Source organism: Streptomyces sp. NPDC107528, assembly GCF_055639295.1.
The window spans coordinates 1-19,855 of the sequence record NZ_JBVKAV010000023.1 but is presented as its reverse complement, the minus strand read 5'-3'; the positions used below and the strand labels follow the sequence as shown (position 1 = coordinate 19,855).

At 70.8% G+C, this 19,855-nt stretch carries 18 protein-coding genes and 1 pseudogene; 11 read left to right on the top strand and 8 right to left on the bottom strand.

All coding sequences use genetic code 11. The annotated features are described in order from the left end of the window. Positions 1-90: 90 nt before the first annotated feature. Positions 91-876, bottom strand: coding sequence for an SDR family oxidoreductase (locus ACZ7L5_RS43750; protein ID WP_471524548.1), 786 nt, complete (start codon positions 874-876; stop codon positions 91-93). Between the two features lie 93 nt (positions 877-969). Here ACZ7L5_RS43750 and ACZ7L5_RS43745 point away from each other — a divergent pair, with 93 nt between their 5' ends. Beyond that, a complete protein-coding gene (locus ACZ7L5_RS43745) occupies positions 970-1,809 on the top strand; it encodes a hypothetical protein (protein ID WP_363041974.1) in 840 nt (279 codons plus the stop codon). Between the two features lie 28 nt (positions 1,810-1,837). Here ACZ7L5_RS43745 and ACZ7L5_RS43740 read toward each other — a convergent pair whose 3' ends face one another. Together ACZ7L5_RS43740 and ACZ7L5_RS43735 are read right to left on the bottom strand one after the other, a co-directional pair. Then, a complete protein-coding gene (locus ACZ7L5_RS43740) occupies positions 1,838-3,694 on the bottom strand; it encodes an MFS transporter (protein ID WP_471524546.1) in 1,857 nt (618 codons plus the stop codon). Positions 3,695-3,891: 197 nt separating this feature from the next. Then, entirely contained in the window at positions 3,892-6,609 is a 2,718-nt protein-coding gene (locus ACZ7L5_RS43735) for a D-alanyl-D-alanine carboxypeptidase (RefSeq protein WP_471524544.1), read from the bottom strand. Positions 6,610-6,862: 253 nt separating this feature from the next. Here ACZ7L5_RS43735 and ACZ7L5_RS43730 point away from each other — a divergent pair, with 253 nt between their 5' ends. The 3 genes from ACZ7L5_RS43730 to ACZ7L5_RS43720 all read left to right on the top strand — a co-directional run bounded on the left by ACZ7L5_RS43730 (position 6,863) and on the right by ACZ7L5_RS43720 (position 9,277). Continuing rightward, positions 6,863-7,618 (top strand): GOLPH3/VPS74 family protein, encoded by a 756-nt coding sequence (locus ACZ7L5_RS43730; protein WP_363041968.1) that lies wholly within the window; start codon positions 6,863-6,865, stop codon positions 7,616-7,618. A gap of 396 nt (positions 7,619-8,014) precedes the next feature. Continuing rightward, the gene (locus ACZ7L5_RS43725) at positions 8,015-8,872 is read left to right on the top strand and encodes a helix-turn-helix domain-containing protein (protein ID WP_328881032.1); all 858 of its coding nucleotides are present in this window, start codon (positions 8,015-8,017) and stop codon (positions 8,870-8,872) included. Positions 8,873-9,085: 213 nt separating this feature from the next. Continuing rightward, positions 9,086-9,277, top strand: coding sequence for a DUF397 domain-containing protein (locus tag ACZ7L5_RS43720; RefSeq protein ID WP_471524542.1), 192 nt, complete (start codon positions 9,086-9,088; stop codon positions 9,275-9,277). A 141-nt stretch (positions 9,278-9,418) separates the two neighbouring features. On the opposite strand, the gene ACZ7L5_RS43715 is transcribed toward ACZ7L5_RS43720, so the two are convergent. The 3 genes from ACZ7L5_RS43715 to ACZ7L5_RS43705 form a co-directional block, all read right to left on the bottom strand. Next, positions 9,419-10,291 (bottom strand): MerR family transcriptional regulator, encoded by an 873-nt coding sequence (locus ACZ7L5_RS43715; RefSeq protein ID WP_471524540.1) that lies wholly within the window; start codon positions 10,289-10,291, stop codon positions 9,419-9,421. Positions 10,292-10,357: 66 nt separating this feature from the next. Continuing rightward, positions 10,358-10,861, bottom strand: a complete 504-nt coding sequence (locus tag ACZ7L5_RS43710) for a glutathione peroxidase (RefSeq protein WP_328881034.1) — start codon at positions 10,859-10,861, stop codon at positions 10,358-10,360. A 10-nt stretch (positions 10,862-10,871) separates the two neighbouring features. Then, on the bottom strand, positions 10,872-11,855 hold the full coding sequence (locus tag ACZ7L5_RS43705) for an ArsR/SmtB family transcription factor (RefSeq protein WP_471524538.1): 984 nt from the start codon (positions 11,853-11,855) through the stop codon (positions 10,872-10,874). Between the two features lie 71 nt (positions 11,856-11,926). On the opposite strand from ACZ7L5_RS43705, the gene ACZ7L5_RS43700 reads away from it, so the two are divergent. From ACZ7L5_RS43700 to ACZ7L5_RS43685, 4 genes are all read left to right on the top strand, one after another. Continuing rightward, positions 11,927-13,171, top strand: a complete 1,245-nt coding sequence (locus tag ACZ7L5_RS43700; RefSeq protein WP_471524536.1) for an MFS transporter — start codon at positions 11,927-11,929, stop codon at positions 13,169-13,171. A gap of 55 nt (positions 13,172-13,226) precedes the next feature. Beyond that, positions 13,227-14,570 carry a sensor histidine kinase gene (locus ACZ7L5_RS43695; protein ID WP_471524534.1) on the top strand — a complete coding sequence of 448 codons (1,344 nt, stop codon included), beginning with the start codon at positions 13,227-13,229 and terminating at the stop codon, positions 14,568-14,570. After that, positions 14,534-15,178, top strand: coding sequence for a LuxR C-terminal-related transcriptional regulator (locus tag ACZ7L5_RS43690; protein ID WP_471524532.1), 645 nt, complete (start codon positions 14,534-14,536; stop codon positions 15,176-15,178). The genes ACZ7L5_RS43695 and ACZ7L5_RS43690 overlap by 37 nt, the downstream gene beginning before the upstream one ends. Positions 15,179-15,322: 144 nt before the next feature. Then, complete coding sequence (locus ACZ7L5_RS43685) at positions 15,323-16,105, top strand: SAM-dependent methyltransferase (protein WP_471524530.1); 783 nt, start codon at positions 15,323-15,325, stop codon at positions 16,103-16,105. Between the two features lie 46 nt (positions 16,106-16,151). Here the strand turns inward: ACZ7L5_RS43685 and ACZ7L5_RS43680 are convergent, their stop codons facing one another. Beyond that, positions 16,152-16,718: a CGNR zinc finger domain-containing protein gene (locus ACZ7L5_RS43680; RefSeq protein WP_471524528.1), complete on the bottom strand. Its 567-nt coding sequence runs from the start codon at positions 16,716-16,718 to the stop codon at positions 16,152-16,154. 122 nt (positions 16,719-16,840) lie between these two features. On the opposite strand from ACZ7L5_RS43680, the gene ACZ7L5_RS43675 reads away from it, so the two are divergent. Both ACZ7L5_RS43675 and ACZ7L5_RS43670 read left to right on the top strand, forming a co-directional pair. Next, the gene (locus tag ACZ7L5_RS43675; protein WP_471524526.1) at positions 16,841-17,713 is read left to right on the top strand and encodes an alpha/beta fold hydrolase; all 873 of its coding nucleotides are present in this window, start codon (positions 16,841-16,843) and stop codon (positions 17,711-17,713) included. Between the two features lie 172 nt (positions 17,714-17,885). Next, positions 17,886-18,818, top strand: coding sequence for a hypothetical protein (locus ACZ7L5_RS43670; protein WP_471524524.1), 933 nt, complete (start codon positions 17,886-17,888; stop codon positions 18,816-18,818). 269 nt (positions 18,819-19,087) lie between these two features. Here ACZ7L5_RS43670 and ACZ7L5_RS43665 read toward each other — a convergent pair whose 3' ends face one another. Then, positions 19,088-19,309, bottom strand: a complete 222-nt coding sequence (locus ACZ7L5_RS43665; RefSeq protein WP_471524522.1) for a hypothetical protein — start codon at positions 19,307-19,309, stop codon at positions 19,088-19,090. A gap of 426 nt (positions 19,310-19,735) precedes the next feature. On the opposite strand from ACZ7L5_RS43665, the pseudogene ACZ7L5_RS43660 reads away from it, so the two are divergent. Beyond that, positions 19,736-19,855, top strand: a pseudogene (locus ACZ7L5_RS43660) (DNA-directed RNA polymerase subunit alpha); the annotation flags it as partial.

The following is a 19,855-nucleotide window of genomic DNA, read 5'->3' as shown; positions in this document are numbered from 1 at the left end:
GGGCGCTGCCGCGTGAACACGACAAGCTGGCGACGGGTCAAGGGGAGGTAAAATCATTCGGCATGCTGGTTCTGGTTCAGCTATGTGAACTCATCGCATCAGCTCCCCAGCGTTGACCAGCAGTGACTGCCCGGTGATCGCCCGCGCCCTGTCCGAGGCCAGGAACACCGCCGCGTCCGCCACATCCCCGTCCGTGGCGAGGTCGGGCAGCGCCATCCGCTCGGTCAGCCGCCCCAGCACCTCGGACTCCTCGACCCCCTCCGTGTGTGCCGTGAACTGCACGTAGGCCTGGACCGGCGGCCCCCACATCCAGCCCGGCAGCACGGTGTTCACCCGTATCCGGTGCGGGCCCAGCTCCCGTGCCAGCGAGTACATCGCGCTCGTCAGCGCCCCCTTCGAGGCCGCGTACGCCGCCTGCCGCACCTGCGAGGGGGCGGCGACCGCGGACTGCGTCCCGATGAACACCACCGACCCGCCGCCCTCCTTCAGTGCGGGCAGACAGGCCCGCGTCATCCGCAGCGAGCCGAGCAGGTTGACGTCGATGACCGACTGCCAGGTGGCGAAGTCGGCGTCCTCCAGCCCGCCGAAGTAGGAGTCCCAGGCGGCCACATGAACCACCCCGTCGATCCCGCCGAAGCGCTCCCGCCCCAGCGTGGCCAGCGCCTCGCACTGCCCCTCGTCGGTGATGTCGGTCGCCAGGTACGCCGTGTGCGCCCCGTCGGGATCGATCTCGCCGGCGCTCTTCGCCAGGTTCGCCTCGGTGCGCGCCCCGAGCACGGCGTTCCCGCCGTCCCGTACGACAGCTGCGGCGATCTGGTGACCCAGTCCGGCGCCGACCCCCGAGACGACGACGGTCTTGCCGTTGAGCAGTGACATCAAGGCCTCCCGGGCTCTGGCGGATTATCTGACGGAGCGTCAGAGTATGGGCGTCCGAGGGAGGACGGAAGGCACCGGAAGGAAGGGAACGGCATGAGCGAGGACACCCGCAGCGAGACGTACGCCGAACTGGCCGCCGTCGGCCCGTACGGAGTCCACCCGGGCCACGCCCTGATCACCATGGTCGAACCGCACCCGGGCCACGAGTACGCCTACAACCGCTGGTACGAGGACGACCACTACTACGCCGGCGCGATGGCGATGCCCTGGATGTACGCGGGCCGCCGCTGGGTCGCGCCCAGGGACCTCCAGCTCCTGCGCTACCCGGAGAAGTCGGCGATCGCCCAGCCGGTCAGCGCCGGCTGCTACATCTCCACGTACTGGATCACCGCGGGCCGCTACGCCGACCACATGCGCTGGACCGTCGGCATCAACAAGCGCCTCAACCGCGACGCCCGCGTCTACCAGGACCGCACCCACGTCTTCACGGCGTTCCAGGACCACGAGGCCACGGTGTACCGCGACGGCGCGGCGGGCCCCCGCGACTTCCACGCCCTGGACCACCCCTACGCGGGCCTGGTGGTGCAGGTCATCGACGCCGACTCCCCGGAGCAGCGCACCGACCTGCTGGAGTGGCTGCGCTCCCGCCACCTTGCCAAGCGCCTGGCGGGCTCCCCGGCGGCGATGGTGACCATCTTCCGGCCCACGCCTCTCCCGCTCGACCGCATGTCGTACGTCAAGCAGGTCGAGGGAGTCGACACCCGCCTGACCCTGCTGTGGTTCCTGGAGGCGGACCCGAGGGAGTGCTGGGAGGACCACTTCACGGGCCTGGACACGGTGGTGGCGGAGGCGGGGCTGGGGCGCGTGGAACTCGTCGCGCCCTTCATCCCCACGGTGCCCGGCACCGACCGGTACGTGGCCGACCTGCGCTGATCAACCCAGGCCGGTCAGCGCGGGCCGGTCAGCGCAGCTCCTCCGGACACGTCGTCCCGCGCGAGAACGCGTACGGCGCCGCGAGCCGGTACTCGCCCGCCCGCGGAGCGAGCAGCATCGTCCACTTGTCGCCGAGCGTGTCCTCCTCCGTCTCCATCAGACAGCCGTTGACGTTGTCGTACGACTTCGTCTGCCCCTCGGGACGGTTCTTGGACGCCTCCGTCTCCTTCGGCGGGTCGAGCTTCTTGCCGTCCGCGTCGACGAGGCTCAGCCAGGGCGAGTAGGGGATCCGGATGAGGACGGGCCCCGGCTTGCTCACCCGCATCGTCATCTCGCCCTGCTCGGCCCGCTCCACGACGGTGTTCGGCTCGGCGAGCGGCGCCGGGTCGGTCACCTCGAACAGCTGCCAGTTGGCGTCGCCCCACACCTGCTTCAGATACGGCATGCCGCGCTGCACCAGCTCCCGCTCACGCTCCGCCGAAGAGGGGTCCGGCTCGTCCTTGGGCAGCACCACGTAGTGCACGGCCCAGCGCTTGAGCCACTCGCGGTAGTTCGCGGAGTTGAGGGTGTCGTCGTAGAAGAGCGGGTTGCGCTCCATGTCGGCCTGGCGGTTCCAGCCCCGGGCCAGGTTCACATACGGCGCCAGCGCCGACGCCTCCCGATGTGAGCGGGCCGGCACGACCTCCACCCGGCCCTTCTCGGCGCCGACCTCCTGGAGCTCGTTGACCAGCGGCGCCAGCTCGCGCGCCCAGGACGCGGCGGGGGCGGCGTGGATGATGTCGTCGACCGTCTTGTAGCCGATCCACCCGGCGAAGGTGAGCAGGGCCAGCACGGCCGTGTACCACTTGCGTGAGCGCGGCACCGTGTAGGGCAGCACGGCCACCAGGGCCGTCCCCGCGAACAGCATCGCCAGGCGCGTGATGTTGGAGCCGATCTGCGAGCTGACCACCCAGACCAGCACGACCGCGAGACCGTAGACCGCGGACACCAGCCGGACCGTCTTCCACTCCTCGGGCACGACGAAGAAGGTGACGACGGCGAACAGCAGCGGCAACAGCACCGAGCCGATCACCATCGGCTGGGTGCCCGAGAACGGGAACAGCCACGCCGACACCGCGACGACGGCCGCCGGCGCCAGCCCCAGCGCCCAGGCGCCCGGCCGCCGCTTCTGGAGGAACAGCGCCACCGCCACAAAGCCCACGAACAGCCCCGCGACCGGTGACGCCATGGTCGCGAGCGCGGCCAGCGGCGCCGCGGCCAGCGCCTTCGCCCAGCGCTTGTAGCGCCAGCGGTACGGCCAGCAGAACACGACGGCGACCGCGCCCAGCGCGAACATCGTGCCGAGCCCGAACGTCACCCGCCCGGAGATCGCGTTGGCGATCAGCCCGAGGACTCCGGCGAACGCGGCCCACAGCGGATTGCGCACCGCCCGGCTGCGCAGCAGGACCAGCGTCAGCAGACCCGCGGAGATCGTCCCCGCGATCATCATCGTCGTACGGACACCGAGGACCGACATCAGATACGGCGACACCACGCTGTACGACACCGGGTGCATCCCGCCGTACCAGGCGAGGTTGTACGCCGAGTCCGGATGCCGGCCGACGAACTCGGCCCAGGCGTCCTGGGCCGCGAGGTCGCCCCCGCTGCTTGCGAACGTGAAGACCCAGATGATGTGAAGGAGCCCGGCCAGGGTCGTGATCGACAGCACCGGGTGGCGCAGCAGGCGCTCACGCAGGGTGAGGAAGGTGGCGGTCAGCCGCGAGGGCGGTCTGTTCTCCGTGCGGCTCGGTGCGTCTCCCGAGCGTGGCGCGGGCACGCGTATTCGCGGACCGGCTCCCGGTCCCGGATCGGCGTCGTCGGCGCGTGTCGGCTCCGCAGTGGCCACGTGTGAGGCACTCCCCGTACTGTCCCGTCTTCTGTTCTGGCCGTGTCCCGTTTCCCGCGTGTTGTCGGCCTTGTCCCCGAAGGTTTCCCGACTGCGCCTTGTGGGCGACGACCTGCCCGATTCGTGACGCTAGCACGCAGCCCGCCGACAGGCGCTGTCGGCGGGCTGCGTCAGGGTGCCGTGGTGTCGCCCCCGGGTCAGGTGATGCGGGTCAGCTTGTCCGTGAAGCCCGGTTCGGTGAGGTCCGACTGGAGGGCGACCGGGATCTTGACCGCGCCGCTGCTGCCGTCACCCACGGTGAGCGTGCCCACCTTGGTGCCGGCCGTCGCGGTGTGCGGAACCTCGTCGGGCGCGAAGGTCAGCTTCACCTTCAGGCCGGACCAGCCGACCGCCTTGACGTCCTTGGTGGCGACGACCGGGGTGCGGCCGCCGAGGCCGTCGTCGACGTACCCGACGACATCGCCCTTCTTCAGGATCGTCGCCGACTCCAGCGTCTCCTGCGCGGCGCGGATGAGCTGGTCGCCCGAGTCGAGGGCGGCGGCGAGGATGCCGCTGCCCGCGTCCGGCTGGCGCACCACGGCGCCGATGACGGTCCGGGTCTCGCCGCCGATCTCCTTCTTCGCGGCGAACACGAGGTTGCCGAGGGCGGAGGTGGTGGTGCCGGTCTTGATGCCGACGACGTTGTTCTTGCCGACCAACTGGTTCCAGTTGCCGTGGTTCACGCCCTTGTAGTCGTCGTACGACATCATCGCGGCGACCTCGCGGAAGGCGGGGTACTTCATCGCCGCCTTGGCCAGCTTCACCTGGTCCACGGCCGTGCTCACGGTGGTGTTGTTGAGCCCGGACGGGTCGGTGTACGTCGTGTTCGACATGCCGAGGCCCTCGGCGGCGGCGTTCATCTTCTCGACGAAGGCCTTCTCCGAACCGGCGTCCCAACGGGCCAGCAGGCGGGCCACGTTGTTCGCGGATGCGATCAGGATGCTCTCCAGGGCCTCGCGCTGGGTGATCTGGTCGCCGGCGGTCACCTTGACGGTCGACTCCTGGCCCGCGTCGGACTGGTCCTCGGCGGCCTGGTCGATCTTGATCTTCGGGCCCTCGTCACCGCTTTCGAGCGGGTGGTCGCGCAGGATGAGATACGCCGTCATGACCTTGGCGACGCTGGCGATCGGGACGGGCTTCTGCTCACCGGAGGAGCCGAAGCTGCCGATGCCGTCGACGTCCAGCGCGGCCTGGCCCTCGGCGGGCCAGGGGATGTCGACCTTGCCGCCTTCGAAGGTGTAGCTGTCCTTCGCGGTGAGGTCGAGAGTGGGCGCCGGGAGCGGGCGCACGTTCTGCACGACCGCGAAGACGATCGCGAGCAGCAGGACCAGCGGCGTCCAGATCTTGACCCGCCGGATGGCCGTGCGGACCGGAGTGTCCGGGGGCGGCGGCGTGTTCGTCAGCTCGGCGAGCAGGTCGAGCGGGGGCCTGGGGGGCAGGGGTTGCTGGGTGGTGCGCTCGGGGCCGATCTGGGGGACTACGGCGGTGGCGTCCGGGGCGGGGGCCTTCGGCGTTTCCGGGGTCCTGGCCGGGGCCGGGGCCGGGGGCTTGGGGGTGTCCGGCTTGATGTCGGGCTTGAGTGCGACGAACTTGCTGGTGCGCTCGGAGGGGGTCTCCGGTGCGGGGGCCTTCAGCGTGGTGGTGGGCTGGTCCACCGGGGGCTGCTTGGCCGGTCGTACGGTCTTGAAGACGGCGGTGGGCTGATCGACGGGCTTGGCTTTGCCTTCGCCCTTGGTGTTCCCACCCGCACCACCCGTGCGGCTCTCGTCGTCGACTGCGCTTGGCCCCTGGAGGGCGTCCTCGCCGTCGGCGGCCGCGGGTGCGTCGTCGGTGGCGTCAGGCGTATCGCCTTCGGCCGGCTCGGGGGAGTCGTCCGAGTCGGCGTCTGCCGCGGTCTCGCCCTTCGAAGCCTCCTCGGCCTCACCCTCGGCCTCGTCGCCGTCCGAGGAGGCCACCCAAGCCGCCACAGCCGCCCTCAGCCGGTCGTCACCCTCGGCGGGCGCGCCGGAATCGGACGCGTCGACGGCGTCCTCGTCCTCGGCCTTGCCCTCAGCGTCTGCCGCGTCGGCGCCCTCGGAGCTGTCCTCCGCGCTCCCCGCGTCGTCAGCCTCCGCTTTCGCGTTCTCGACATCGGCGCCCTCGACGCCGTCACTTACGGTGCCCTCGGCGGTCGAGGACTCGGTCTCCGTCTCGGCGTCCCCAGCCGATCCCGCCTCGCGGGGGTCGTCGGCCGTGGCGTCCCCGCCGTCGGTGCTGTCGGCCGCGGTGTCCGCGCTCTTGGCGTCGTCGGCCGAAGTGTCGGTGCCCTCGGAGCTGTCGGCCGTGGCGTCCGTGCCCTCGGCGTCGTCGGCCGTGGCGTCTGCGCTCTTGGCGTCGTCGGCCGAAGTGTCGGTGCCCTCGGTGTTGTCGGCCGTGGTGTCTGCGCCCTCGGCGTCGTCGGCCGTGGCGTCCGTGCCCTCGGCGTCGTCGGCCGTAGCGTCCCCGCCCTCGGCGCTGTCCGCCGTAGCGTCTGCGGTCTCGGCGTCGTCGGCCGAAGTGTCCGCGCCCTCGGTGCTGTCGGCCGTGGCGTCTGCGGTCTCGGCGTCGTCGGCCGAAGTGTCCGCGCCCTCGCCCTCGGCGTCCTCGGCGGTGCCCCCCGCCTCCTCCAGCCGTGTCCTCACCGCGTCCAGTTCCTGGCGGGACAGGACCCTCGTTGCCGTATCGACGCCGCCGCGCGGCGCTGTGGCTTCGCGGGCCACTGCGAGGCGGGGGTCGCTTCGTTCGCCGGCGTCCTGCCGGGTGGAACCCTCGGGTTCGGGAACCGGGACCGCGCTCCCCGACGTCGGTTCTGCCGACGACTCGCGCTGCTTCGACCTGCCGGGGGACTCGCCCGCCACCGATGCCTCCTCCATGTGCCGCCGCACGGCCTCCGTGCGGCGTCCGAACAGTGAGCCGTCACTCGGACACCGTGCCCGTACGACCCCCCGTGCCGCTGTCCGAACCATGTACCAGTGTCCTGTGCGCGGCACTCAACTCATCCGGTAGACGAGAACGACATACCTACCGGTTCCCTTACGAACCGGTCACGCACCCTCGACAGATGAATGTGAGAGGGGTCACCCTGTCTTTCATCCACGCGGGGAGGCATGGATGGGCAGGAGCCGCAGAACACTTCCGGAGGAGCTTCTGCTGCTGGCGTTGGACCCGGCCACGGGTACCACCGCACAGCCGCAGTCGCTCGACCTCGGTCTGGCCGGAGCACAGCTAGTGGAGCTGGCGCTGGCCGGACGGATAGCCCCAGACGGGGATCGTATCGCCGTGGTAGCCCCACGGCCGACTGGAGATCCAACACTGGACTGTGCGTTGGAGTTGCTGCGAAGGCGTGGCGCTCCCGTGCGTGCCGTCCACTGGATTGGCGGGCCGCGTCTTGGGCTGCGCCAGACCTACCTCTCGCATCTGGAGCGGTGCGGCATGGTGCATGCCGTGGCCGGTCAGATGTGCGGGGTGTTGCCGACGACTCGCTATCAGGCGACGGACAACGCCATCAGCCGGGAGATCAGGGCCCGGCTGGATTCCGCGATCCGTACCGGCGTACCGCCGGACCCACGGACCGCGGCGCTCGCCGCACTGGCCCACGCGGTCGGCCTCGGCAAGCACCTGTACCCGGGGAACGAGGGACGCTCGTCCCGATCCCGGCTCAGGGACCTGATCAGGCACGACCCCATGGGCGGTCTCGTCGCGCACGCCGTGATGGACGTCCAGAACGGTGCGGCGGCACAGCCACGTCGCAGCCCGGCCCCGGCCGGCCGTCAGGCCGCCCCCGGAGGCAGGGCCGCAGCGGAACCCGCCCGCGGCGTTCCGGTGCAGCCGCGCCGCGGATCCATGGCGCGTGTCGTGGCCCACTGAACCGCGGTTCCACGACCGCACCACCGAATCACCCGGGCCGTACGCCCGGCTTGCTCGACCACGCACCAGCACGCACCATCACGCACCGCCACGTACGACCACGCTTCACACGATCGAACTCGCACGCACTCGCACGCCACGTGCAGCGCCGCACCGCAGTCACCGAGACCGGTTCGGGAGCCGCTGGTCCGCGCGGGGTGACGGGACCGTATGCCCGGACGACGGCATCGGTCCCGCCGCCCCGCGCGGCCGCATGTGCGGGGATCCTGGCGAACTGGCGTGTATGCAGCGCATATCCACCGTTTCCCAGCGGTAGTAAGCACCTTGGTGGCAGTCTGCTCAACAGCAGATACGCAAAGTGGCAATCACAGGCACGCAGCCGGAGGTGCACGTCCCGTGGCGTCCAATGTCAATCCCACCGTCAGGCGACGCCGGCTGGGCCAGGAGCTGCGCAGGCTCCGGGAGCTCAAGGGCATGACGGCCGAAGAAGTGGCCGAACGGCTGCTGGTGTCGCAGTCGAAGATCAGCCGGCTGGAGAACGGCCGGCGCAGCATCAGCCAGCGAGACGTCCGCGATCTGTGCGGGGTCTATGAGGTGGAGGACCACCGGATCGTCGACTCCCTGATGCAGATGGCCAAGGATTCGCGACAGCAAGGATGGTGGCACTCGTTCGGGGACATCCCCTACAGCGTCTACATCGGGCTGGAGACGGACGCCGCGAGTCTGCGGGTGTACGACCCGCAGGTCGTGCCGGGGCTGTTGCAGACGAACCAGTACGCGGAGGCCCTGATCGCCGGGGCGTTGCCGGAGACGGCCCAGACCGAGATCGAGAAGCGGGTCCAGGTGCGGATGCGCCGACAGGAACGAATCTCCACCGAGGAGAACCCGCTCCGGCTGTGGACCGTCCTGGACGAGGCCGCCCTGCGCCGCGTCGTCGGCAACCGCTCCCTCATGCGCGACCAGTTGGAACAGCTCGTCGAGCAGTCCCAGCTGCCGCACGTCACCGTGCAGGTGATCCCTTTCGACATGGGCGCCCACCCGGGCCTCAACGGGCAGTACGCGATCCTCGAGTTCCCGGACGCGGCCGATTCCAGCGTCGTCTACATCGAGGGCGTCACCAGCGACCTGTACCTGGAGAAGGCGAACGACGTCCAGAAGTACAGCGTGATGTACGAGCACCTGAGGGCGCAGGCCCTGAACGTGGAGCAGTCACGGCAGTTCATCGCGGACATCGCCAAGGAGTACGCGCGTTGAGAAGCGCCGTACGGTACACCGTCCCCAGGCCGGGGCGGAAGACTCCACTGGAATATGCCACCCAGCCGAGTGAATAGTCGCTTCGTCGGCCGATGTTGGCGAGTAGCGTCGATCACGCCACCGAGTAACAACGTTGGCGCGAATCGCGCTGCGGGTCCTTTTGGACGCGCAGTGCGGTGACAGCAACTCAACATCTGGCAATTCGGAGCAAACATGGCAATTCGTCAGGGTGCCACGGACACGTGGACCAAGTCCTCGTACTCCACAGGGAACGGCGCGTGCGTCGAGGTCAAGTCACCGCTCGCTGCGGCCATGGCGGTACGGGACTCCAAGGTTCCCGAGGGCCCGGTCCTGGCGTTCCCCGCGAACGCGTGGAACACCTTCGTGGCGTCGGTCAAGGCGTAAGGGGCGGGTCTACCTGATCCTCACCCCTCAACCGACCGCACGATCGACAACTGCACAAGCACCACAGGAAGAGCCCTCTCGACCAGCCCGCCGTCCTTGCCGAGAGGGCTCGGCCGTGCCCTCACCCGAGGGCCGGCCGGATCACCTCACCGGGAACGCCACATCGCACACCGGGTCCTGTGCCCCGGCACCGTCCCAGTCCTCCACGAAGTACACCTCACGGCACGGGCCCGCCTGCCACAGCCCCTCCTTCGCGATCCACTCCTCCACCGCCTCGAAGGCGGCCAGGATCTGCGGATGGGCCACCTGCGCCTTGGTGATCCGGGCGTAGGCGAGCCGGTGGGCCGGCTCCACCCGTACCTTCGTCTCCCGCGTCCGGCCCTGCTTCTCGAGCCACGCGCGGGCCGCCGCCTCGTCGGCCACCGGCACGCACGACTCGGCCGGCCCGTCGCTTTCCTCCGACACGTCGGAGTGGTAGACGACGAACGGTGGCGCCGTGATGCCGCCGCACTCGTGGGCCGCCGACTCCAGCCGGCCCAGCGACGCCCCGATCCACGCCGGCAACTCGCCCGCCAGCACATGCCGCATCTCGGTGATCAGCACCTGCTCGGGCACCTCAACCGTCTCGACCTCGAACTTCCCGTACATCTCGGAGCTCCTCCCCGACAGTCGTCCACGGAGGTACTCGGCCAGCGTCCGCTGCCCCGCCACCCGCGCCTCGACATCCGCCCAGTACGCGTCGAGCCGGGCGGCCGCCGCGGCCCCGTCCGGGGCCTCGACGATCTCCGCGATCCGGGCGAGCGGCATGTCCAGCTGGCGCAGCAGCGCCACCAGACGGGCACGCTCGACCTGGTCGGCGCGGTAGTAGCGGTAGCCGCTGAGCTCGTCGACGTGCGCCGGGGCCAGCAGTGCGAGGCGGTCGTACAGCCGCAGGGCCTTGGCCGACAGCCTGGCCCGCGCGGCGAACGCGCCGATGGTGAGCAGTTCGTCGTCCACGGCCTCATCCTCCGTCACCGGGCGGCTCGTTCCGCCCGGCGACAAGGACGCTCTGCTCTGCCCCAGGGGCAAGGTCAACCCGTGTTACTTGATCGCGGACTCCACCGCGGCCACGACCTCCGCCGCCTCCGGCTCGGTCTGCGGCGAGAAGCGGGCGACGACCTCGCCGTCGCGGCCGATCAGGAACTTCTCGAAGTTCCAGCGGATGTCCCCGGTGTGCCCCTCGGCGTCCGCGAAGCCGACGAGACGCTCGTACAGCGGGTGCCGGCCCTCCCCGTTCACCTCGACCTTCTCGGTCATCGGGAAGGTGACGCCGTACGTCGCCGAGCAGAACTCGGCGATCTCCTCGGCGCTGCCGGGCTCCTGCCCGAGGAACTGGTTGCAGGGCACGCCGAGCACGGTGAAGCCGCGCTCCGCGTACTGCTCCTGGAGCTTCTCCAGGCCGGAGTACTGCGGGGTCAGGCCGCACTTGGAGGCCACGTTCACGATGAGCACGGCCTTGCCCGCGTACTGGGCGAGATCGGCGGTGCCGCCCTGGAGGGTGTCGATGTCGACGTCGAGGGGGGAGCTGCTGTCAGTGGTCGTCATGAAACGGATGCTAACTCCGGTACGTGTCGGGCCGGTGCCGGGCCTCGACGAGCACGTCCCCCGCCGCCGTCCGCTCGTACAGCACCGACCGCCCCGCCCGCCGCCGCTCCACCAGCCCGGCGTCCAGCAGTACCCGCACATGCCGTCCGACCGAGCCCAGCCCCTGCCCGGTCACCGCGACCAGCTGAGTGGTGCTGAGCGGGGAGTCGAGGAGGACCAGGACCGCGGCGCGGGCGGGCCCGAGCAGCGCGCCGAGGCTCGCGGGGACGCTCCGGGCGCCGGGGTCGGTGAGCGCGCCCGCACAGGGGTAGACCACGGCGTACCGCTCGGGCGCCTCCCAGGACACCCAGCCGCCCTTCGGCGTGACCGGCACGAAGACGAGCGCGGCGCCGGAGATCTCGCGGGGCGGGTACTCGTGCAGATTCACCTGGAGCCTGTTGTCACCGAGCCAGCGCGTGCGCCCGGGGCGCAGCGAGTCCAGAACAGCCGCCCAGCCGCCCCGGCTCACCTGCGCGGTCCGGGCGACCACGTCCGCCTCCAGGACGCGGCGGCGCCGGTCCCAGTCCGGCCGTACGGTCTCGGTCCAGACGTAGTCGATGAGCGCGGCGGCGCGTTCCGGCAGGTCGTCCCGGTCCAGTACGGCGGGCAGGGGGCCGGGGAGGGAGACGGTGAGGTTGGCGCGGGCCCGGCGGGCGTCGGCCGCGCGCACCCGTGCCACGCCCTCCTCGAAGGTCTCGCCGTCCCGCGGGGTCGGGGTGAGGAAGTCGGCGATCCAGTCCTTGCCGAGCCCGGCGCGGACGAGGTGTGCGGTGACCGGGTCGGCGGCCAGGCGAGCCCGGTAGGCGGGCCGGTGTGCGTCCAGCCAGGCGCGCTCGCCGGGGTGGGCGGCGGTCCCCGAGTGCAGCAGCTTCAGCGCGGCGAAGGTCTCGGCGAGCGGCGAGATCAGGAACCGGCTGCCGGCCAGGGTGTCGGCGTTGATCTGCCACCAGCCCATCGGCCATCACCACCTTTCGCGTCTCCGCGAAACAATAACGACCGGATTCCGCGGCTGCGCAGACTCCGCGCATGCGCAGCTACCGACAGCTCTTCCGCACACCGGAGTTCACGCCACTCTTCCTCGCCTCCGCCCTGCACACGGCCGCCTCCACCGTCGGCGGGCTGGCCATCGGCACGCTGGTGTACGCGGCGACCGCATCGCCGCTGCTGGCAGCGGTCAGCATGTTCTGCCCGCAGCTGGCCCAGGTGGTGGGTGCCACGACCCTGCTCTCGGCGGCGGACCGGCTCGCGCCCCGCGCGGCACTGACGGGCATCGCGCTGTCGTACGCCCTGGGCACGGCGGCGATGGCGACGCCGGGTGCGCCGATCTGGGCGCTGTTCGCCCTGATCCTGCTGCTGGGCCTGATCGCCTCGCTCGGCGGCGGGGTGCGGTGGGGGCTGCTGAACGAGGTCCTCGCCAAGGACGGCTACCTGATGGGCCGGTCCGTCTTCAACATGATGAGCGGCCTGATGCAGATCACCGGCTATGCGACGGGCGGTGCGCTGGTCGCCCTGCTGTCCCCGGGGGCCACGCTGCTCGTCGCCTCGGCCCTGTACGCCGCGGCGGCCCTGGTCACCCGCCTCGGCCTGACCCGTCGCGCGCCCCGCGCCGAGGGCCGCCCCTCCGTCTCCGCGACCTGGCGCACCAACGCCCTGCTGTGGTCCTCCCGCCCCCGCCGCCACCTGTACCTCGCCCTGTGGATCCCCAACGGCCTGGTCGTCGGCTGCGAGTCCCTGTACGTCTCCTACGCCCCGCACGCCGCCGGCACGCTGTTCGCGTGCGCCGCGTTCGGGATGTTCGTCGGTGACATCACGGTCGGCCGGTTCCTCCCGAAGAACCTGCGCGCCCGCCTCGGCGTACCTCTGCTGTTGCTGCTGGCCACGCCCTATCTCCTGTTCTTCCTGCGCCCGTCGCTGCCCGTCGCCGCCGCCGCGGTCGCCCTCGCATCGGTCGGCTTCGGAGCGAGCCTGGTCCAGCAGGAGCGGCTGATGGCGGTGACGCCCGACGAACTCGCCGGCCACGCCCTGGGGTTGCACTCCGCCGGAATGCTCACGATGCAGGGGGTGAGCGCGGTGCTGGCCGGGGCGGCGGCCCAGCTGACCTCTCCGGCCACGGGGATGACGGTGATGGCGGCGGCGTCGGTCGCGGTGACGCTGGCGCTGGTGGGCGCGAGCCTGCGGGATGCGGGGGAGGGCGGGCTGGTCGTGGCGGGCCGGCGGCCCAAGAGGGGAGTTTTTCCCACCGACTTCGCACCCCGACCGCCGCAAGAATGAGGTCACGGGCGCTACGGATCCCGTAGCGAACGGACAGTGGAGAGGAGCGAGTCGTATGGACCCCACGACACAGGTCGGGGTGCACCGCCCGCCGGACGACGTCCCGGACGGGATCCCCGACAAGATCAGGGGGTTCTCCGTCGGGGCCGGACTGGTGGGGCTGCGACGCGCCCTGGCCCTGTGCTGGACGGCGTCGGCGGCCTTCGGCCGGTCCCTGGCGGTCTCCGGGGCGATATGGCTGGTAGGACCCGGCCTCGGCATGGTGCCGAGGGCCATGGAGGGCGTGCGCACGCTCGCCGCCCGCCGGCGCGAACTGGCCCTGCGCTGGTCCGGCGTGGAGATCCCGGGCCCGCCCGGCCCGCTGCCGCCCGCACCCGAGGGCGCCTCCGGGTTGACCGGCCGCTACCGGTGGATCATGAACGACCCGCAGACCCGGCGGGAGTACGTCTGGGCGCTGACCGACCCGCTGGCCGGCGCGTTCTTCGCCTTCCTCCCGATCGCCCTGGTCCTCAGCGGGGCGTGGGGCGTCTTCCTCGCCTTCTTCGGCGTCGGGCTGTCCGCCGAGTGGGACGGCCTGTGGTACCACTTCATCCCGATCGAGGGCCGGGCCACCGCCGTACTCGCCGGAGTCCTCGGCTTGTCGCAACTGCCGCTGGCCCTGTGGGCGGCACCGCGGGCGGTGCGCCGGCACGCCCTGTACACCCGCGCGATGCTCGCCCCGAGCGAGAGCGAGCTGATGGCCGGCCGCATCCAGCACCTCGCCGCCACCCGCTCCGACGCCGTCGACACGCAGATGGCCGAGATCCGCCGTATCGAACGCGACCTGCACGACGGCGCCCAGGCCCGCCTGGTGGCGATGGGCATGACCCTGAACGCCGCCGAACACCTGCTGGAGACCAACCCCGAGGCGGTCCGCGCGCTGCTCATCGAGGCCCGCGAGTCCTCCTCCAAGGCGCTGGAGGAACTGCGCGACCTGGTCCGCGGAATCCACCCGCCGGTCCTCGCCGACCGCGGACTCGCCGACGCGGTAAGGGCGTTGGCGATGGTCTGCCCGGTCCGCACCGAGGTCGCGGTCGACCTGCCGGGCCGCCCCGAGATGCCGGTCGAGTCCGCCGCGTACTTCGCCGTCTCGGAGATCCTCACCAACGTCGCCAAGCACTCCGGCGCCGACCGGGCCTGGATCGAACTCCGTTACGATCGCGGGATGCTGCGCATCACCGTCACCGACGACGGGCACGGCGGCGCCGACGCCTCGCGCGGCAGCGGCCTGCGGGGCATCGAACGCCGGCTCGCCACCTTCGACGGGGTGCTGGCCGTGAGCAGCCCCGTGAACGGACCGACCATGGTGACGATGGAGCTGCCGTGCGTATTGCCCTCGCCGAAGACCACTTCCTCCTGAGGGACGGACTCATCCGCCTGCTCGGCGCCCACGGCCACGAGGTCGTCGCCGCCGTGGACAACGGTGAAGACCTGCTGGACGCGCTCGTCAGCGAGCGGCCGGACGTCGCGGTGGTCGACGTCCGGCTGCCGCCGACGTTCACCGACGAGGGCCTGCGTGCGGTGCTGGCGGCCCGTGAGCGGATGACGGATCTGCCGGTCCTGCTGCTGTCGCAGTACGTGGAGCCGCTGTACGCGCGTGAGTTGCTGGCCGGGGGAGGTCGGGGCGTCGGCTACATGCTGAAGGACCGGGTCACCAACGGCGCCCAGTTCCTGGACTCGATCCGCCGGGTGGCCGAGGGCGGCACCGCTATGGACGCCGAGGTGATCTCCAAGCTCCTCGTCCGCAAGGAGCGCGACGAGGCCGTGGGCAGTCTCTCCGAGCGCGAGCGCGAGGTCCTGGAGTGGGTGGCCCAGGGGCGCTCCAACGCGGGAATCGCACAAGGCCTGTTCATCTCGGAGAAGGCCGTCGCGAAGCACATCGGCAACATCTTCACCAAGCTGGGGTTGCTGCAGGCGGACACCGACAATCGGCGGGTGCTGGCGGTGCTGGCGTATCTGGATCAGTGAGGGGCGGCGGCGGGGGTGTGGCCAAAACTTCACGGTGTGTGAGGCGTATCTGCTCAACTTCCGTATATGCAGGGCGAGTTGACCTACGTTGGTTGCTGTTTGAATCACCGGCGACGTCCCTTACCCACCCCGCAGGAGGCCCCCGTGCCAGCCGACCCCACCAAGCCGCACTCGGCCCGCTTCTGGAACTACTTCGTCGGCGGCGAGGACCACTACGAGGCCGACCGGCAGGTCGGGGACGAGATCAAGGAGATCTTCCCGGGGCTGGCCGACGTGGCCGTCACCAGCCGCCACTTCCTGGGCCGTGCCGTACGCCACCTGGCCGGTGAGGCGGGCATACGGCAGTTCCTGGACGTCGGCACCGGCCTGCCGACCGCCGACAACACCCACCAGGTCGCCCAGCGGGTGGCCCCGGACGCCAGGATCGCGTACGTCGACAACGACCCCGTCGTGCTGGCCCACGCGAGCGCCCTGCTGACCAGCACCCCGCAGGGCCTGACGGCGTTCCTCGACGCCGACCTGTACTACCCCGAGGCCGTCCTGGAAGCCGCCGCGGCCACGCTCGACCTCTCCCGCCCGGTCGCCCTGATGGTCCTCAACACCCTCGGCCATGTCGCCGACCACGATCAGGCGTGCGACCTGGTGCGCCGACTCCTGGCCGGTCTGCCCTCGGGCAGCCACCTCGTGATCAGCGACAGCACGGCCACCAGCGAAGGCATGATCGCCGCGTCGGAGGCGTACAACGCGAGCGGCGCCGTGCCCTACCACGTACGCAGCATCGGCGAGATCGCCGCCTACTTCGACGGCCTCGACCTGGTGGACCCGGCCATCGTCCAGGTCCCCGAGTGGCGCCCCGACACCCAGGGCCCGACGGACCCGGCGACGGCGGCGGTCGACGCGTACTGCGGGGTGGGGCGCAAGCTCTGAGTGCGGTGCTCCTCCCTGCCTACCCTGCCTGCCCGGTCTACCCGGTCTACCCGGTCTTGTGGCGCTGGTAGTGGCGGGCGACACGCACCCGGTTGCCGCAGCGGGCGGCCGAGCACCAGCGGCGGCGCGGATGGGTGGGCAGGAAGACCATCACGCAGTCGTCGGCCTCGCACTTGCGGATCCTGGCGACCGCCGGATCGGCCAGCAGTTCGGCGGCGGCCTGGGCGAGGAGGGCCGCCAGCCGTAGTCCCGGCGCCCCCTCGCGCCGCTGCGCGGCGACCACCGCCGACCCGTCCCAGGCCAGCTCGTGGATCGCCGGCGCGGCACGCTGCGCGTCGTTGAGTGCCGCCAGGTCGGCGGCCGGGGGCTGGTCGCCCCGGCGGACGTGGTCGAGGGCGCGGGCGGTGTGCTCCCGTACGGCGAGTACCGCGGCCAGGTCGGCGGCGGTGACGCCGGCGCCTTCCTGCGGTACGGCCTCCGGGAGGCGGTCGGCCTGGAGCTCCCACCAGGCCCGCAGTCCGCTCGGCGTGGTCAGCAGGTCGCCGACGGCCGTGCGGGTGTTGACCAGGTCCAGGGCCAGGGGCTCCCCGGTCAGCGGTACGGGATCGCTCATGCGGCTAATGGTACATGGGCGGGTTGACGCGTTAGTCGAGTCAGGGTTATATCGGACGTGCGCCTAATGCATCCAGAGGCAAAGAAACGATTAGGCAAGAAGCGACTAGGCAGGGGTCAGACATGCTTGCTGCAACCGCCCGCACCGTCTATCGCCACCTGGAGATCGAGGGAGTCCGCGTCTTCTACCGGGAATCCCTCCCCGACCGCACCGACGCCCCCGTACTGCTCCTCCTGCACGGCTTCCCGTCCGCTTCCCACCAGTTCCGCGGCCTCATCGACGCTCTCGGCGCGGACTACCGGCTGATCGCCCCGGACTACCCCGGCTCCGGCCACACTCGGGCCCCCGACGACTTCACGTACTCGTTCGACAGGCTCGCCGACATCACCGAGGGTTTCATCCAGCGCCTGGGCCTGAACCGCTTCGTGATGTACGTCTTCGATTTCGGCGCCCCCGTGGGCTTCCGCATCGCCGAGCGCCACCCCGAGTGGATAGCGGGACTGGTGATCCAGAACGGCAACGCCTACGCGGACGGCCTCTCCGGCGTGGCCCGCGACCTGCTCAGTCGGACCCCGGACACGCCCGGCGCCCATGACGCCATCCAGGACATGCTCACCCTCGACACCACCCGCGGCCAGTACGAGACCGGCGTCGCCACCCCCGACCTGGTCGCGCCGGACGGCTGGACCCTGGACCAGCACTTCCTGGACCAGCCCGGCCGCAAGGCCGCCCAGCAGGCCCTGCTCTTCGACTACCACTCCAACGTCGAGCGCTACGACACCTGGCACGCCTGGCTGCGCCGCCACACCCCGCCCACTCTCATCACCTGGGGTGCCCACGACCCCTTCTTCACCGAGCTGGGCGCCCACGCCTACCTCCGCGACCTCCCCGACGCCGAACTCCACCTCCTCGACACCGGCCACTTCGCCCTGGAGACCCACCTGGGGGACGTCGCCCCGCTGATCGCCGACTTCGCGGACCGCGCCTGGAAGTGAGGTGACGTGACGGGGCCGGGCGCGCCGGTGGCTGCCGTGCGGGTGCCTGCCGTGCGGGTGCCTGCCGTGCCCGGGCCCACCGGTCGACCGCCGCCGCGAATCAGTACCAAAGGTGCGAAAATCGACACGGGTCCTGTTGACCTCTGTGACGCGGCGAGGGACGCAGAGAGGGATGCCGATGAAGCGGGAGCGGGACCAGGACGTGGACCAGAACGTGGACCTGGACACTGTCGCCGACGAGCTGTACGGCCTGCGACCGGAGGAGTTCATCCCCACCCGCGCCGCACGAGCGGCCGCGGCGCGCACGGCCGGCGACCGCGCCCTGGCCACCGAGATCGGCAAACTGCGCCGCCCGAGCCTGTCGGCCTGGGCCAGCAACCTCCTGGTCCGCGAACGCCGCAGCGAGGTCGAACCGCTGCTCCGCCTCGGCGAAGGCCTCCGACAGGCCCACCAGGACCTGGACGGAGCGCAACTGCGCGAGCTCAGCCGACAGCAACGGATCCTGATCGGCGAGCTGTCCCGACAGGCCGGACAACTCGCCGCTCAGGCGGGCCACCCGATCAGCGACGCCGCCCGCCACGAGGTCGAGAGCACCCTGCACGCCGCCCTCGCGGACCCCGAGGCGGCCCGCGAATGGGCGAGCGGCAGACTCACCAAGCCCTTCAGTTCGGCGACCGACTTCCCGACGGTGGCGGCTCCCGCGACCGCCCGCCGCGCCCCACCGTCTCCGGCCGCCGAGTCCCACGCCCGCCGGCCCTCCCCTCGCGACACCAGGGCCGACAAGGAACGCCGCCGCCGTCTCACGCAGGCCCGCAAGGACGCCGACAAGGCCGCACGAGAACTCCGAGCCCAGGAGGACGAGACGGCAACGGCGACCCGCCAGGCCTTCGCAGCGAAGAAGCACCTCGACGAGACCCAGCAACGCGTCGCCGAACTGACCGCCGAGCTACAGCACGCCAAAACCGAGCATCAACAGGCCCGCACCGCCGAACAGGAGGCCCGCAACGATGCCCGCACGGCCGACCGACGACTCCGCGAGGCTCGGCGGAGGGCGGAGGGGGCTGCGGGGGAGGTGCAGGGGCTGGAGGCGGGCGACGACCAGTGAATCACCCTGGGGAGCTAGGCCGCCTTGGTTCGGGTGGCACGCATGTCCGAGGCGACTTCCTCAGCATCCTCGAACAGGAAGGTCTCGTCATCCCCGAAGTCCGGGGCCTGGAAGGGGTTCGTCGCCGGAGGCGGCGATGCCGTGGTGGAACGGCGGGGCTGCCCTTCCGGAGCGGAGAACAGCGAGGTCAGTTCTATGAGAGGTCTCTCCTTCGTCACAGGTCCCCGAAGGGACCTGTTGTGCCGTGACCGGGCACAGCGGTACTGGTACTACAGCTTGGTCATCTTGGCGTACGGGCTCAGGATCCGTATCGGCGTGGATCCGAAATCGACGAGCGCCGCGATTCCGGCCTCGATACCGATCACACGACCGAGGCCGTACATGTCGTGGGTGACCTTGTCGCCCACGGCGAAGTGCTTGGGAGCAGGCGCGACCGGGGCCTTGAAGGGGCTGGTGGGCAAGTGACGCTTCTGGGCAGCAGGCTTTGTCATTGCCCCCAGTATGGACCTACGGGCATCCCCTTCGCTGCCCCTGTCCGCGTCCAATGCCCGGCACGGACCCGGACGGCAGCGATTACCGTTGGGACGAGATGGAGCTCAACGCCGCTGACCAGGGGGTTCCGTACCCGGTGACCTGAAACAATGGACAGGTGGGCTGATGAGAGGGGCTGATCAGGAGGCCTGCTGAGGGGCCTGATCAGGGGGTGCAGGCGGTCGTCGACCCCAGCCGCCCCACCCGACAAGAAATCGAAATGCGCCCGCGGCTGACTCTCACGAGCAGGTGCAACCGACCGTCGGACTCGACTCCAGCAAGAGCCGGGCCCGCCGAGCGGCCAGCAGAAGGGCCGAACCGGCCGTACCCTTTCGTGGTGTCTACGGCGTCACATAACGGGCGCCACATACTGGAGGCAATACCTCGTGCTGATTGCTCAGCGTCCATCACTGACCGAAGAGGTCGTTGACGAGTTCCGCTCCCGGTTCGTGATCGAGCCGCTGGAGCCGGGCTTCGGTTACACCCTCGGCAACTCCCTGCGTCGT